The sequence below is a fragment of the Pseudomonas cedrina subsp. cedrina genome, from assembly GCF_001983175.1.
In the GTDB taxonomy this organism is placed as follows: domain Bacteria; phylum Pseudomonadota; class Gammaproteobacteria; order Pseudomonadales; family Pseudomonadaceae; genus Aquipseudomonas; species Aquipseudomonas cedrina.
Genome location: NZ_MNPW01000004.1, coordinates 424,226 through 440,364 on the forward strand (window position 1 = coordinate 424,226; position 16,139 = coordinate 440,364).

General features: G+C 63.6%; 4 protein-coding genes. 2 read left to right on the forward strand and 2 right to left on the reverse strand.

Annotation, left to right across the window (positions count from 1 at the left end):
- Positions 1-74: 74 nt before the first annotated feature.
- The gene (locus BLL36_RS10530; RefSeq protein WP_231998950.1) at positions 75-4,586 is read left to right on the forward strand and encodes a hypothetical protein; all 4,512 of its coding nucleotides are present in this window, start codon (positions 75-77) and stop codon (positions 4,584-4,586) included.
- Positions 4,587-4,760: 174 nt separating this feature from the next.
- Here BLL36_RS10530 and BLL36_RS10535 read toward each other — a convergent pair whose 3' ends face one another.
- On the reverse strand, positions 4,761-7,829 hold the full coding sequence (locus tag BLL36_RS10535) for a transglycosylase domain-containing protein (protein WP_076951364.1): 3,069 nt from the start codon (positions 7,827-7,829) through the stop codon (positions 4,761-4,763).
- Positions 7,830-8,206: 377 nt separating this feature from the next.
- Here BLL36_RS10535 and BLL36_RS10540 point away from each other — a divergent pair, with 377 nt between their 5' ends.
- Positions 8,207-9,625, forward strand: coding sequence for an amino acid permease (locus tag BLL36_RS10540; RefSeq protein ID WP_076951365.1), 1,419 nt, complete (start codon positions 8,207-8,209; stop codon positions 9,623-9,625).
- Here BLL36_RS10540 and BLL36_RS10545 read toward each other — a convergent pair.
- Positions 9,613-16,113, reverse strand: a complete 6,501-nt coding sequence (locus tag BLL36_RS10545) for an NEL-type E3 ubiquitin ligase domain-containing protein (protein ID WP_076951366.1) — start codon at positions 16,111-16,113, stop codon at positions 9,613-9,615. The two genes, BLL36_RS10540 and BLL36_RS10545, sit on opposite strands and share 13 nt — an antisense overlap.
- Between the last annotated feature and the right edge of the window lie 26 nt (positions 16,114-16,139).

A 16,139-nucleotide genomic window follows, 5' to 3' on the forward strand; every position in this document is an offset into this window, starting at 1 on the left:
AGAGGTAACTGTCTAGTGCCGGTGACCGGCGCGTGGGGCGTAGCGTTTTCGGTTTAATGAGCGAGAGCCTGTCTATGCCTGCTTCACCGCGCCAGATCCCTATCGAACAGATTCAAACCGTGTTCAGCGAGCCGCCGACCTTGGAGACGGTGGCGCAGGACAGCGCCCAGGCCTGGCTGGATCAGTACCTGCCGGCCTATCACTTCAACGCCGCGCATACACTGCTGGTCGTCGAAGAACGTTATCGATCGTTGGCCGAGCTGGTGGTAGACCGCCTGGCCTCAGCCAAACCCACACTGCTGGTCGTGGGCTATCACGTGGTTGTGCAGCGCAGCCGCGAAACCTATACACAGGGTGGCCCGAGCCTGGAGGACGCGGAACGCTTGATCAATAACTGTGGCACACGCTTGCTCAAGCTGTTCTGCGAACGCCTGCAGGCCTGGTGGCGCGAGGCGTTGCCGGTGAATATGACGCGCTGGGGCTACCTGGCCGACCAATTGCTGGCGCTGCTCTACGATTCACCCGCGCCGCCGGGCATGAACCCACAGCGCTTTGGCGAAGTGTTTCCCAAGTCGAGCCTGCACGCGACACGGCCGGACAGGCTTTGGCGCCTTGGGTTGCCGGTGTACAGCGTGCATCTGCGCAATGCGGCCGATACACAGACACTGCCGCTGCTGCTGATCAGCCATGTGCCGTACACCCTGCTGTTCAGCCCCGCCAGCGGCGTGCACCTGTTGGACAACCTCGATGCCGTGCAGCCGTTGCTGTCGGACTATGCCAGCCCTCTGCTGGCGAGCCCGGTCGGCCAGTGGTTTACCCAGCGGGTCCAAGGCGACCCTTTCGATGCCCTGGCGGCGGCGTATCTGGCGCGCCAGCTGCAGGAAATCGCCAGCCTTGATATCCGTGTGCCGCGCCCGGTGCAGGAATACCACCAGTTGCTCGGTTACATTCTCGATACCAAGCGCTGGTTCGTGCCGGCCCTGAGTGCCGCACAAAAAGCCCTGCGCCCCGCGCTGCCGTTGTGGCTGGCCGCCGCCGACAGCGACGACAGTTTCGCCGGCGCGACGTTACTCCACGGCCTGGTGCTGGCCGCGCAGCAAGACGGCAGCCAGGACTTTCTCGAGGGTATCGAGCCCCTGCAAGTCTACGCCGCGAGCCGTTTGCGCGAATGTTTGAAACAAGAGGAACCGCGTGCGGCAAACCTTGAACCCGGCGAGATCAGCCTGCGCTTTACGCGGGTGATCGCCGCGCCCGTGCCGGTGCCCGGTGGTTTTATCGCCGGTGAAGTGCAAACAGTCACCCTCGCCCTGACGGAACTGGCGCTGGAAAACCTCGGTGGTTTGCCCCATGCGCCCAAGTCGATTCACCTCAAAGGCGCCGCCGCGCCCGACTGGCTGACCTACGACCTACTCAAAACCTGCGTAACCCGCGTGGATATCGGCCAGGCTTACCCGGCGCTGTTAAAGAAACACCTGATCGACGACGCCGTCGATGCCGCCCGCCGCCAAGGCCTGTTCAGCCGCCAATGGCGCGCGCAACTGCCGTTGCAGGCATTGCAATGGAAAATCCAGGGCCTGCATGGGCTGACGCGCATGGGCTTTCGTCGGCTCAATGCCGCCGTGCAGGCGGACAAAACGCGGCGTGTGGTGCAGGGGCAGGCCGTGGCGCTGTGGCCACTGGCGTTCAAGGCTCGGCCCGGCGACTCGGCGGACATTGTCGAAGGGCACTTCGTGATTGGCCCGCACCATGGCGAAGAGGGCCCGCACTTGCTCTATCGACCCTTGTTCAACCCGGCCTTGCTCGAATACCCGTCGCAGCAGGCCTTGTTCGCCGCGATCCAGGCCAAGGGCGACTTGCAGGACACGGTACTCGCCTGGCTCGCCCCACGGCGCCAGTCGGTGTATGCCAACGATGGTTTCCGTCAGCCGCATATTCGCTACTTCTTGCAGGGCGACGAATTCACCACCTACACCACGCCCCAGCCAGTGCAACTGAGCCGACAGATCAGCGACGTCGACCCAGCGCAGCAAGTGTTTGCCGCCACGGCCAGGGCACTGGTGACCCTGGCCGACCGGCAAACCGTGTCCAATGCCGAGCAGCGCTGGGCCAGCCTCAAGCAGGCTGGTTGGCTGCTGTTCAACAGTCTCATGCCTTTAATCAGTGGCCCGTTGATGCTGGGCGGTTGGTTGCTGCAAGTGATGGACAGCGCACGCAACGACCTGCCCGCGCTGGCCAGTACCGATGAGCAGGCTCGCAGTGCCGCCGTGCTCGATCTGCTGGTGAACCTGATGGCGATCCTGGCGCACCAGGCCGCGCCCCATGATGCCCATGCATCGCTGGAGCTGGAGCATCCGGTGTTCGCGCCCCTGGCGCTGCCCGAACCCGTGCCTGCTGAATCGACACGCATCACCGCGCCGGTGAACTTCGAGGCTCCGGCCAGTTGGGCGAACGCCCGCGATACCCTGACCGCATCCATGCAAACGCGGCTGGATGCGCTGAGCCTCAAAACCCTGGCCAAACCCTGGCCCAAGGCACTGCCCGATGCCGAGCGCAGCGGCCCTTGGCAAGGGCTGCGCCGCGACACCGCGCACACGCCGCCGCAATGGCAGGCACTGGTGCGCGGCCAGCTATTTCGCGTTCGTATCGAGCAAGGCCGCGTACGCGTGATCAGCGCCGACGGCAGCCGCACGGGGCCTTGGCTCAAGTTGCTGGGGCAGGGCGCTTGGGATTTCGATCTGCAACTGCGCCTGCGCGGTGGCGCCGACGGCAATGAGCCACCGCCGTCGTATCGCCAGACGCTGGAGCTAGAATATAAAAAAGCCGGACTGGATCGCACCAAGGCCCAGCTCGCCATGGAAATAGCGCGCAAATTGGTGGACAAGCCCGAGGGTGTGCTTGACGCGCAACAACGCAGCCGCGCCTGGTTCAGCTACCTCAACGCGATCAAGGACAAAGTGCGCGCGGCCCAGGAGGAGGTGCGTCTGCTCAAGCGCCTGCGCGAGCTGGCGCCGCGCCCGCGCTATGAAGAGGAGCTGTGCCAGGGGCTGGAGACCATTATCCTCTCGGCACAGTTGATGGATGCCCATAACCGCACGCAACTGCGCGAGCTCAATGAGCGGTTGCGCCCACTGCTCAATGCCAACAGCGACGACATCGACGCGCAGGCGCACGCCGAGTTGGGCAAGGGCATGCGCGAGGTGGCGGATAACCATGACAGCAGCATTTACTGGCGCTCGCTGGAGCAACGCTATGTGGAAGAACTTCAGGCCGTGCCCCGGCTCGGCCGTGACAAGGCCCGTGCGTTGACCGAAGGCATCCCGGCGCGCCCTTCGATTCTCGATCTGCAGGCGTTGCAGGTCACCACGTTGTGGAGCATTGCCATCGACGTACCGGGAGAGGTGCTGGACGATGACTTTTTTGCGGGTATGAGCGCCACCGTTAACCGGGCGCGCTGGGCCAGTTGCTCCCTGGCCGACATGCAGCAGTTGCAGAGCAGCGACGCCGAACGCATTGAATTGCTCGACAGCATTGACCATGTGTACGCGCAAACCGATGACCGCATCGAGTATTGGCGCGCCATGGCACCGGATCAGTTCAACCTGCCTTACTTGCAACGCTTGCAGGAATTGCTGGCGACCTTGCATCGCCGGGTCGAGCAGGACTTGAGCGCGTTATTGCAACCGCCGTCCGAACCTGCGCCTGCGCCCATGCCGGCTTCGGCGGGACGCCGTAAAAAAATCATTCGTACCCGCAACCGCGACATCTACGTAGCGCAAATGGGCGACACCGACGCCGAATTGCGTGATTCAGGCGGCCAGGTGATTGGCGCGTTCACCGAGGCCGACGATGGCGTGTGGGACCTCAAGACCCCGCCTGAGCCGGTACGGCCCGACCCTGAGCTGGGCGCCCTGTTGAAAAAAGCCGATGGCTTGCTGCGCGATGTCGACAAGGCCATCGCCAGTGTCGAGGCGATGGTTGCGCGCGCGAATGATCCGGCGTCGCTTCAAGGGTCGCTGCAATATGAGGCCCGTCGCCGAACAATGGCTGCCGAGGCTATCGCGGGCAAATTGCGCGGCCTGGACAACGCGCGATTGGCGGCGGCGCAAATGGCCAAGGCTCGGCTCAAGGAAAGCGAGTTGCGCACAGCGGCGCTGCGTCTGGACGCGGCGGGCTTGAATGCGCGTATACGCGCCTCGCGCGGCAAGGTACTGACCCAGGACGACGTCGAGTTTCTGTTTGCCAACCACGCAGTGAGCATCCATCGCCAAGGCGAGCGAGTGGCGCTCAGAGGGCGCCGCGATGACTATCTGCAAGTGTATGTAGTGGCGCAAGTGAGCACGGGCCAGCCACTGTGTTTTGCACATTTTCACTATGCACGGCGTAACGGCCCGGACGACCACTTCAGCGCCGCGCACCTGAAAACGCCCGAGCAGGAACGCCTGGGACGCCAGGCCCAGGCCGACGTCGAGGCCCAGGCTTTTGCGCGCATACGCCAGGGCCAGACCGGGCGGGTGCCGTCCCTCGAGATCCACCGCTCGCAAATCCAGCTACCCCTGGCGCGGCGGTTGTTTTTCAGTGCCGACTGAGCCATCAGAAACCTGAAAATCCCCGTAGTGAGCGGGCTTGCCCCGCGCTGGGTGGCGAAGCCGCCCCAAAACCAGGCGCCTGGGTTCTGTCTGGCAGAATGAGTTGGCCGGATTGGGGCCGCTTCGCAGCCCAGCGCGGGGCAAGCCCGCTCACTACAATGCTTGTGTCATTGGTTAAAAACACAACGTGTGGCTGCCCGGTTGGAGGTAGGGCATCAGGATCGGCGCCATGCCCTTGAGCACTTGCACCGGCAGGGCCGAGGTGAAGGTGAAGTGCTCCGCCGAGCGCCCCGGCACGTAGGCCGTGAGCGTGCCGAAATGCTGTTCGCCCAGGTAAAACACAAAGGTCGCCGTGCGGTTCAGCGATTTGGAACTCAGCACGCGTCCGCCCGCGCCGATGGCCTCGATGCGGTTGTCACCCGTGCCAGTCTTGCCGCCCATGGCCAGCGGCGTGCCGTCGGCCAGTTTGAAACTGCCGGCCACGCGTTTCGCCGTGCCGGCGTCCACCACTTGCGACAGGGCACCGCGCAAGGCCCGGGCAACTTCGGCCGGCATTACCCGTTTGCCGGCGGCGGGGTCGCTGACCAGGCGGGTTTCGTACGGGGTATCGGCGGCAAAGTGCAGGCTGTCGATGCGCAGCACTTTGCCGCGCACGCCGTCGTTGAGGAGGATGCCCATCAGTTCCGCCAGTGCCGCCGGGCGGTCACCGGAGCTGCCGATCGCGGTGGCCAGGGACGGCACGAGGTGATCGAAGGGGTAGCCCACCGCCTGCCAGCGCTGGTGGATATCCAGGAACGCTTCGACCTCCAGCATGGTGCGGATGCGACTGTCGCGGGCGCTCTGGTGGCGACTCTTGAACAGCCAGCTGTACACCTCCTGACGCTCGAATTCGCTGGCCTTGACGATCTCGCTCCAGGTCGCCTCGGGATGGTTGAGCAGGTAGCCCAGCAGCCACAGGTCCAGCGGGTGCACCTTGGCGATGTAGCCTTGGTCGGGCAGGTCATACGCGCCTGGGCCATAAGCGGCATAGAGTTTCTGCAGGCGCGCGTCGCTGAGTTTTTCCGTGGCCAGGTGCGAGCGCACAAAACGGTTGAAGCTGTCCTGGCTGGCGTCAGGCAACAAGTAACGGTGCACCGCCGCCAGGCGAATCGGTGTCGGGCGGATGCTGTCGAGAAAGGTGTCGAGGCGCGCCTGCGTGTCTTTCTTGCGGTACTTCTTCCAGAACTTCTGCAGAAACGCCGTACCTTCGCGGTCGGCGAACCTGGCCAGGTATTCCTGGCGCCGTGGGTCTTTGTCGTCCTTGAGCAACTGCGCGCTGTTACTGGCCCCACCATAGGTGCTGTAGCGCACCAGGTCGCGCATCAGGCGAATGAACGGCAGGTTGATCGACTCGCGCAAGGCGTCGCGCAGGGTCGGGTTGCGGCCGTCGTCCTGGCGGCGAAAGTTATGGAAGCGATGCACGCCACCGCCGGTGAAAAAGGCCTCGCCGGGGCTGGCCGAATACGTGCGGTCGAGGGCGGCGTCGAGCATTTTTTCCAGGGACCGGTCGGTGTTCTGCCGCAGGTAATCAACGGCCCAGCGGCTGAGCCGGTCCTGATCGTCGACCGCGACTTTGGTCAAGGCGCTGGCGTTGAGAGCGCCGAGGCGCTCATGCAACTCGGCGATGACTTGAAGGTAGGTGGTGAGCACGCGCAATTTGGCGGTGGAGCCCAGTTCCAGCTTGCTGCCTTCGTTGATGTCGAAGGGTTGGTCGGTGTTGTCGGTTTGCACGCGTACCCGCGCGCCATCCGCGGTCAGCTCGAACAGGGTGAAGCTGTAACGCACTTGCGGTGTGGTGGCCGGGGTGAGCAGGCGTTCGCCGAGCAGGCCGGTCTGGCGGGCGAAGTCGGGGTCGGCCAATTGCTTGAGGTAGGCGCTGGCCTGGCCTTGCAACTGCGCTTGCAGAGTGGACGTGGCCGACAGATCAAGGCGGTCCAGGTCGTACAACGGCCGGTTGAGCAGGCTGGCCAGGCGGCTGCGGGCGACGCTGATGCCCTTGTTGGTTTCAATCGGTTGCACGGTGGGTTGTTGCAACCAGTCGCGATAGATCAGGGGCGCCTTGAGCGCGGCTTGCAGCAGTGCGGCGTCGATCACGCCATTGCTTGCCAGCAAGCGTAGGTGGCTGTCGGTCAGTTGCCCGAGTTCCGCGCGGCCCTTGAGCAGGTAGTAGGAGGGGCGGCGCTGGGCGATGATCAGCGCCAATACCTGGCGCAGGGCCAGGCCGCGCTCTGCGACGTTGCTCTGCGTGGCCGCGAGGGCGTGGTTGACTTGGTTGAAGTCTGCGCCGAACCACACGCGCAAACCTTCGGCCAGCCCATGCACTTCACCGTGGCCGGGCACGGCGGACAGCGGCACGCTGTTGAGGTAGTCACGCACGATGGCCTGGCGCGCCGCCAGGGTCTGGGGGCCGTCGCGGTAGGCGCGTACGCTGGCGGACATCATTTGGCGGATTTTTTCAGCGCCAGACAACGTGAGTCCATCGGGCGAGTGCCGGTATTTTTCCAGTTGGGTCGCCAGGGTACTGCCGCCCGCGCTCTGCCCCGGCAGATGCAGCAGCTTGGCGGCTTGCGACCACGCGGCCATGGCAAAGCGCGGCCAGTCCACGGCCGGGTTTATGTGCGGGTGTGCGGGGTCGAGCAAGTCGCGGTTTTCGATGAACAGCAGGCTGTCGACCACCACCGGCGGGATCGCGGCAAAGGTGTCGTACAACTGCTGAGGGTAGCGGTACTGATACAGCGGCACGGCGCGACAGTCGGTGATGGACAGGCCCGCCTGGATTTTCTCGGCATAGGGCACAAAAAAACCGTCGTCGACGAAATCCATCAACGCTCCGGAAAAACGCGCCTGGGTCTGGATCACATAGCCGCGCTTGACCAGCCGTTCGGTGAAGACGCCCAGGTCGCTGTAGCCCAGGCGCCGGTCAAACGGCCCCTGGCCGGGATAAAGGATAGCGTTGCTGGGGCCGGGTTCGACGTGGTACGTCAAGTCACGCGCCAGGCTGCTCAATTGGCGCGCCTGCCAGTTGGACGTACGTGTTTCGTCGGCCACGACCAAGCCCAGGGTGATCAAACCGATCAGCAGCGTCAGCCAGAACAGACGCCGGGCCAGACGGGCTATCGGGTTTCTCGCGGGCAACGGCGCCGGGGTCTCGCTGTGGTCGGGTTCCACAGGCTGGGTCGAAGCGGTTTGCCACAGTGCGCCCATCGTCGATTGATCCATTCACGCAGATTGATCGGACTTGTCTGAAGCTTAGACGGTGGGCGTCGGTCGCGAGGAAATTGTGCAGCGTTGCGCGCGCTGGCTTTTGTCCGCACGCATTGCGCTGTGTAATACTCGGCGCCCGCGAAAACAGGTGATACACACCTGTTTTATCGCATGATTTTGAATCTTTTCACTGAATTGTCCGGTTTATATGGTGAAAGACCCTCTGTGAGCCTTTTTATACTGCACGTCCCGTTGATCTTGCCTGGCAAGACGGCCCCGTCCATGAGGCGGCCCGGTTTCGACTGTGCGCCAGGCTTACCCGCCCAGGCATTGGAAACTCAAGGGACATTCCAATAACAAGATGAGGTTGTACCCCTATGCCCGTTGGCAAACCCCTGCCCCATGACGACACCGCTCAAGGCGGCCCGCTCAAGCGCGAACTCGGTGAACGCCATATTCGCCTCATGGCCCTTGGCGCCTGTATTGGCGTCGGCCTGTTTCTCGGCTCGGCCAAGGCCATCGAAATGGCCGGCCCGGCGATCATGCTGTCGTACATCATTGGCGGCCTGGCGATCCTGGTGATCATGCGCGCCCTCGGCGAAATGGCCGTGCACAACCCGGTCGCCGGTTCGTTCAGCCGTTACGCCCAGGACTACCTCGGCCCCTTGGCGGGCTTTCTCACCGGCTGGAACTACTGGTTCCTGTGGCTGGTGACCTGCGTCGCGGAAATCACCGCCGTGGCGGTGTACATGGGCGTGTGGTTCCCGGACACGCCGCGCTGGATCTGGGCCCTGGCGGCTTTGATCAGCATGGGCACGATCAACCTGATCGCCGTAAAGGCCTTTGGTGAATTCGAATTCTGGTTCGCGCTGATCAAGATCGTCACGATCATTGCGATGGTCATCGGCGGCGTCGGCATCATCGCGTTCGGCTTTGGCAATGACGGCGTGGCCCTGGGCATTTCCAACCTGTGGGCCCACGGCGGCTTCATGCCCAATGGCGTGACCGGCGTGCTGATGTCGTTGCAGATGGTGATGTTCGCCTACCTCGGCGTGGAGATGATCGGCCTCACCGCCGGTGAAGCACGCAACCCGCAGAAGACCATCCCCAGCGCCATCGGCTCGGTGTTCTGGCGCATCCTGTTGTTCTACGTCGGCGCGCTGTTCGTGATCCTGTCGATCTACCCGTGGAACGAAATCGGCACCCAGGGTAGCCCGTTCGTGATGACCTTCGAGCGCCTGGGCATCAAGACCGCCGCGGGCATTATCAATTTCGTGGTGATCACCGCCGCGCTGTCGTCGTGCAACGGCGGCATCTTCAGCACCGGGCGCATGCTCTACAGCCTGGCGCAGAACGGCCAGGCGCCGGCCGCTTTCGGTACCACCTCCAGCAACGGCGTACCGCGCAAGGCACTGCTGTTGTCGATCTTCGCCTTGCTCCTGGGTGTATTGCTCAACTACCTGGTGCCGGAAAAAGTCTTCGTCTGGGTGACCTCGATTGCCACCTTCGGCGCGATCTGGACCTGGGCCATGATCCTGCTGGCCCAGCTCAGGTTCCGCAACGGCCTGAGCCCCGCCGAGCGGGCCGGGCTCAAGTACCGCATGTGGCTGTTCCCGGTCAGCTCGTACCTGGCGCTGGCGTTCCTGGTACTGGTGGTCGGGCTGATGGCGTACTTCCCGGACACCCGCGTGGCGCTGTATGTGGGGCCGGCGTTCCTGGTGCTGCTGACTGTGCTGTTCTACGTGTTCAAGCTGCAACCGACCGATACCGTTGCGACTGCCCGTCAATCGGCCTGAGGGTTATCGGCCCGTTGCGTCCCGCTTTGGGCCGCACGGGTCAATTGGTCGACCAGGCGCTCATGTTCGGCGGCCGTGACCTCCCTGATGGACTGGCGACGTTCCTGATACTCCAGCGACAGGGTATCGGGGATTTCCAGCTTCAACGCGTCAAGTTTGGCGCGCGCCGTATCCTCGATAGTGGCGAAGGGTTGCGGGACATTGCGCGCCAGGTACTTGATCCAGAATGGCTCCTTGCGCACTGAACTCTCCACTTCGTTGGAGGCTTTCACTTGCTCCATAGTGCCTCGGATATCCGCCAAGTCCTGCTCGGTCAGCGCGCTACCCGGGCTGTACAGGCGATTTTCCTCGAGTATCGGCAGGTTGAAGTCCTCAGCGAAGTGCAGGCGCAGGTACAGCTTGACCTCTGCGTCATCGGGCCTGCTGCCGGCGAAGCGCAGCCTGCGCAAATGGTCTTCGGCCAATTGGTCGAGCTTGCGCAAGTAGAACAGTCCGTGGGCCAGGGCGAGCAACTCGCGGTCGGCCTGATGGGTGCTCGGTTGGGCCATGGCCTGGTATTGCCTGTGGCGCAATTCCATATCGATAAATACCAGGATTGCACCATCACCGCAGGTGCCGGAGACATAGGTGTTGAGGAAGATATCTTCGCGAAGCTCATGGGATTCGGCCATGCCCTGGAGCAGGCGCCACACGCGGGCGACAAAGGCCTGGGTGTTGTGCTGGTAATCGTAGGCCTTCACCAAGTCCCGCAATACCTGGAACGCATCGTTGGGGCTGGCGCCTTCATGGTTGCGCAGTTGCTCCCAGACGGTTCTACGTTGTGCATGGTCGACCGTGGGCACGCCCAGCAACCACTTGTCGACGTCGTCAGGGGACGCGGGCGTATGCAAGGTGCCAGGTAACAGGCCACCGAGCGACACGCGGGTTCGCAGGTTGTATTCCGTCAACCGGTTCAGGCTGGCGGCGTTCAAGGGATTTTCATGCAGTACGGTGCCACGGTTGGCCTGATGCATGTCGGGATCGGTGAACAGCGCTTCGGGCACATGGGTGATCTCGTTGTCCTGTAGCAACAGGCTGTGCAAGTGCGTCATGCGCTCGGCACCGCTGGGCCATTGGCTGATGCCGGTTCGTTGCAGTTCCAGGTTGCGTAGCGCGTGCATGCCCGAGACGTCCGGCGTCAATCCCAGGGGATTGCCGTCCAGGTTCAGCACTTCCAGGTGCGTCAGCCCGTTGAGGCGCCGCCGTGAGTCTTCGGTGAGGACGATCAGGTTGTCGCTCAGTTCCAGGTGTTCCAGTTGGGTCATGGCGGTGATGCTGTCAGGCAGGTGAGTGAGCATGCAGTCCAGGGTCAGTGCCTTGAGATGGGAGAATTTACCGAGGAAGGCGTCTGCGTTGGCCGGAAAGCCGTTGCCGGAAATTTTCAAATACTCAATGTGTTCGAAGCCACGGGCGTTCAGGATGAAGTCTGCGTCCGGCCAGGGGTTGCCGTTGAATTGCAACTCCAGGCTGTGGGCATCGAACAAGCCGTTGGCAATGACCCGACGTGTCTCCCGGCGCCAGGCGCGCAGGATGTTCTGCGCGGCCAAGCGTCGGTGTCCGAGGTACAGGCCCTCAGGGTCGTTGGCGTGCTCGGCGGTTGCCCAGCGTTCCAGGCCGAATTCAAGCGCCTGGTATTGCGCCTTGCGCCGCTCCAGTTCCAGCAGCGCCGCCGGTTCGCTCATGCCCAGGGAATCGATGAATTGCTGGGCGGTGAAGCGGTCCATTTGTGGGAACAGTTCGCGCGCCTTGCTCACCAGGTCTATCGCCTGGCCGCCGCCGAACGGCCACAGATTGCGCAGGCTGAAGGGGTAGGCGACAAATGAACTGTGAACCTGCATCGGCGGTTGCAGCCAATAAGGGATGTGCGGCAAGCCGAGCAGGCTTTTGATCGCGATACGCTGATTCAGCGCCCAATCGGCAATTGACTCACGCAGGGCTGTCACGTCTGCGCTGTCGTCCAGGCCCAGGGCTTTACGTTGAGGGTCACTCAATACGCGCCAGAGGGCGGTGAGCAGGTCAGTGGCGGGGGCGCCCAGGTCACTGATCAGCAGGCCTTCGGCGTCGTAGGCGCGGTACCGCCCGTCCACTCGCGCAAGCCGCTTGCGCTCGCTGCCCGCCAGCACCCCGGCGCTTTCCAGCAGTGGCCCGGCGGCGCTGCCCTGGTGAATGTCCAGGCGCACCTCGGCTGGCCAGGCGGCAAGATGCTTGAGTGCATGCAGCATGATTTTTTCGCTGTCGGGGTTGTACAGGGTCGTCAGGTACAGGCCTTCGAAGGCGCGGTTCAGGCGCGTGTCATTGGCGGTCAGCCGTGCCTGTTCCTTGAGGCGTAGCGGTACGCGGTCCTTGTCCTGCAACTCCTTGAGTTCGGCGGGGCTGGCGTGGTCGAGCAGGGCCTGGATCGCACTGGCGGGCAACTGCGGATGGTGCTGGCGTAAGCGGTTGTGCAGGTCGTTAGCGCTGCGTTCGCTCTGGGTGTAGAGCATGTCGAACAATTGGGTGCGCTCGTGGTCGGCGTGTTCGGCGATTTTTTGCGCCAGCTTGAACAGGCGCTCGGCCTGGCCTTCGGGCAGTTCGCCGAGCAGGGCTTGGGTCAGTGCATCGTCGCGCACCAGAGAGAGCAGCGGTTCGAGGCTGCGGCTTTGCGCTTGCGACAGCCGCACCTTGTGCACCGCGTCGGCATTGGCCGACGGGTAATGCGACACCGTGCGGCCGCTGTCGTCGTGGATTTGCAGCACATGGCTTCGCGGCCATTGCGGCAGGGCGCACGCCAGCAGCAATTGCAGCGATGGCCGTGCCGTGCGGCCGGCCGAGTAGGTGCTCATGGCCTGGATAAAGTGCAGGATCTGCCGCTCGATCGCAAAGCGCTTGCTGCTGTCTTTGAGCAGCGGGGGCGGCGCCAGGTTGGCGCAATGCACTTCCCGCAAGGCGCGGGCCGGAGTGTCGGTGAGCTTGAGGATGCGCTCGGCTGTTGTCTGGTCGACGTTGAAGTCGGCGCTGCCCAGGCGCGAGAACAGGTGGTGATCGTCCCAGGCCAACGGGTTTTCGCTCTCCAGGCGCCAGGCGCCGTGGCGGTTGTGGGTCAGGCGCGGGGTGTCGACGCCGACCTTCTGCGGGTGTTTGAGGCGCCACTTGCCCACCTCCGGGTCGTGAACCGCCGGGTAAAAGGCGCCGTATAACGGTAGCAACAGGCTGCCTTGCCATTCGTACAGACCTTCGGGGTTGGCGTGCAGATCGCCGGGCAGCAGCGGGTTCTGCTGGTATTGCCCCAGCGATTCATCGAGCAGGCGCACCAACCCGGCTGGGCTGCGGCGTTCGCTCATCACGTCGCCAAGGGTCGTGCGCAGACCTTGCGCGTCCGTGGCGCTGGTCATGCCCAGCAGGGTGCGTTCATGGGGTTGCAGCACCGAAGCGATGGCCAGGTAGAAACTGTCCACCGGCGGCGCCACCGGAATCGGCCCGGCGTTGCGCATGTCGTAGGCTTCGTAGCGACCGTCGCCGTAGTGCAGCAGTTCGACGGTGGTGTCGTCGGGGCCGCTGCTCTGGTAGCGATTGCTTGGCGGCCCGTCCGCCATTTCGGTGACCACGACGTGGCGATCCAGGCGCTCGAGCAGCAGGCTGCGGGTAAATTCCCGCGCCCACAGGTCGGTGTCGTGGTTGAACGCACGGGCATGGTACAGGCCGTCGATCACTGCATCGATGCGCAGTGCCGTGCGATGTTGTTCGAAGTATTCGCGCACCGAGCGGGGCAGTTGCGCCTGCTTGAGGTAAGTCGCTTGCTGCGACTCGCTCAGCGGCTTCTGCTCCAGTAACCGTTTAAGGTTGGCGTGGGTCAAAGGCGCGAATTCGGCGTGCAGTTTGCTCAGCAATGGCGTGACTTCGACGCTGTCGAACGCCGCCTTGAGCGGCACGAATACGCGCGCCGGCTCATCCGCTGGCACCTGATGCCGCCCATAGCCGGCGTAACGCGTCAGGGCCGTGAACAGCCGGATACGCTCGCGGTTGGCCAACGCGCTGATTTGCACACGCAGGCGCGAGATACGCTGGGATTCGGTGAGCTGCGGGCTGCCTTCTCTGCCGAGGGTCGAGGTGGGCGGTTGCTGGCGCAGGATCAATTCGAACAGCGATTCCTGTGTGGCTACGCTTGTGTCCGGTGCGTCCAGGGCGATGTAGCTGCCGTCGGCCTTGCGCTTGAGGTTGATCGGTTGTTGGGCGCTGTCGTGCGCGGCATGGCTTTGCAGCAGGTTGGCGCTGGTGTCATACACGTGGATGACCGCCTTGGCCGGCCATGTAGGGAGCTGGGTCAACAGGCTCAATACGGCGCTGTCGGCATGGGCAGGCAGCGCGCCGCCGCGATGGAAACCACGGCCCAGTTGCTCGATCATTCGGTCGACCTGCACGCGCCAGCTCGCTTCGATCAGGTTGACTGGCGGTGGCTCGCCCGCCCAGATGCGCTCAAGGGTATTGCGCGACACGCTGGTGCTGCGCAACAGGCTGTGCAGATGCGTGTCGGGCACAGGGGCGTCACCCTCGGGCAATAGCTGCGAGAGCAACTGGGCGTCGGACAGTTGGCCGGTACCATGCAGGTCCAACACCCATGCCTGGTGTTTGGGTTCGAACACAATCGGTGCCGCGAAGCCGTTGCCATCTTTGGTCTTGAGCACAAAGCCCATGGTCTTGGGGTCGGGGCGCACGCTGGCGACAATCTGTTGCCCGCCTTGCTGGATACGTGCGTAGTGTTCTGCGTTGACCAGGTACAGGCCCTGGGCATTGGGCATGCGGCCATCGAGCAGGCGCTGGTCGGCAATGGCATAGGGGTGGATATCGGGCTTCCAGAGCTTCTCGGTGCCGTCGGCATGCAGCACTTTGCGCGGGTCGCCCAGGCGCTGCATCAGGCTCTCGATACGTCGGCGGTGCACGCGCCCGGCGGTGGAGATCAGCAGGCCATTGATCGCAAGGTCCGCGACATCGGCCATGGCGGCGGCGAAATCACTGGCCTGGCCCTTGGCCGCTTCGCTGGCGCCGATGATCAGGCTGTACGCAAGGTTGCCGAACACCACCGCCTGCATCACTCGGTTCAAGCCGCTGACGCCACCGGGCATTGGCGTCATCAGCAGTTCCATGATCTCGTTGGCGATCGACGCGGTACCGTCGATCACGCCTTGCAGGTCGCGCTCCGAGCGCTGGGTGGCGAGCATGCCCAGGTTGGCCTGGTATTGCTGGATATGGCGATAACCGAGCGCTTGCACCAGGGTTGGCGTGCGGGCGGGCTTCGGGTCTTTGACAAAGTGCAGGTGATCCAGGGTTTTTGCGGGGAACAGCGCATGGAAGGCGTCGTAGAGGTAACCCGCCACCAGGCTCAGGCCTTGCGGGCGAGGTTCCTGGTGCAGCAGGCGCTTGAACTGGTTGATTTCGGTGACCGGCAATTGCCGCGAAAACCAGCCCAGGTCGCCATCGCGATAACTGGCCTTGAGGTCGGCAACGAAGTGCGCACCGGCTGTTTTGGCGTCGTGGTGATAACGCAAGGCGCCAGTAGGACGAAATGGGAAATACGACACCACGCCCAGGCTGCCCACCTCGATCAGCAACAGCGGCACCGCGACCCGGTTGCCCGAGGGCGTGAACGGCACGGCGGGCAGGATCGTCAAGTCCAGGTCCATGCTCAGGGTGTCGAACGCCAAGGCGGTGCCGCTGCCGTCGATGGCGCCCACCAGGGATTCGTATAGGTGTTGGTCCACGCCTGTGTTGGCGCGGTTGCGATACGCCCCCAATGCTTCGAATAACAGGTGCTGGCGTGCGCTGGTTTCAATCAGGCCGGCCATTTTGCCGCCGACGCCCAAAGCCTCGGTCAACGTCGTGTGCAGTTGGCCGCCGAGGTCGAGTTCGCGGCTGATGGCGATGAATTGGCTGACGCTCAGCTGTTTTTCATCCACGCCGGTGAGGTAGGACGCATCCACAAAGCTGTGTCCCGAGGCCTGGGGAGTGCCGGTATCGAAATCGAAATTCAGGCACGCGGCGTCCCACAGCGAGAGCCTGGATACGTGGGTGCGATAGTGCCATTCGTCGACGGCGCGGCGAAAGCGCGGTGCGCGCGCCAACTCGTTACCGGCGCTGCCGCGGGGCTCCCAGGGCAACGGTGCCTCGAGTTTTTCCAGGTAGCGGGTGTTGAGGAAGACCGCCTGGGGGTCGAGGCCGCCGAGCTTGTTGCGCAATTGAGCCAGGCCACGGGTCGTGAACCCTTCAACCAGGGCGGTGTTTTCGGCTTGCACCGCGTGGTGTGCGGCGAGGGCCTCGCGTTGCAGCCGCACATACTCGTGCTGTTGCGCGAGCGTCAGGGTACTGAGGTTCTGCGTGAGGTTCTGGCGCAGCATTTCCAGGGCCTGTTGCCGGCCCCAGGATTCGCTGGACTGCAAGTGGCCGGTCAGGCCGTTGACGGGAGATGGGTCGGGCATGTGCCGCTTCCTTTCACTGGAAAATG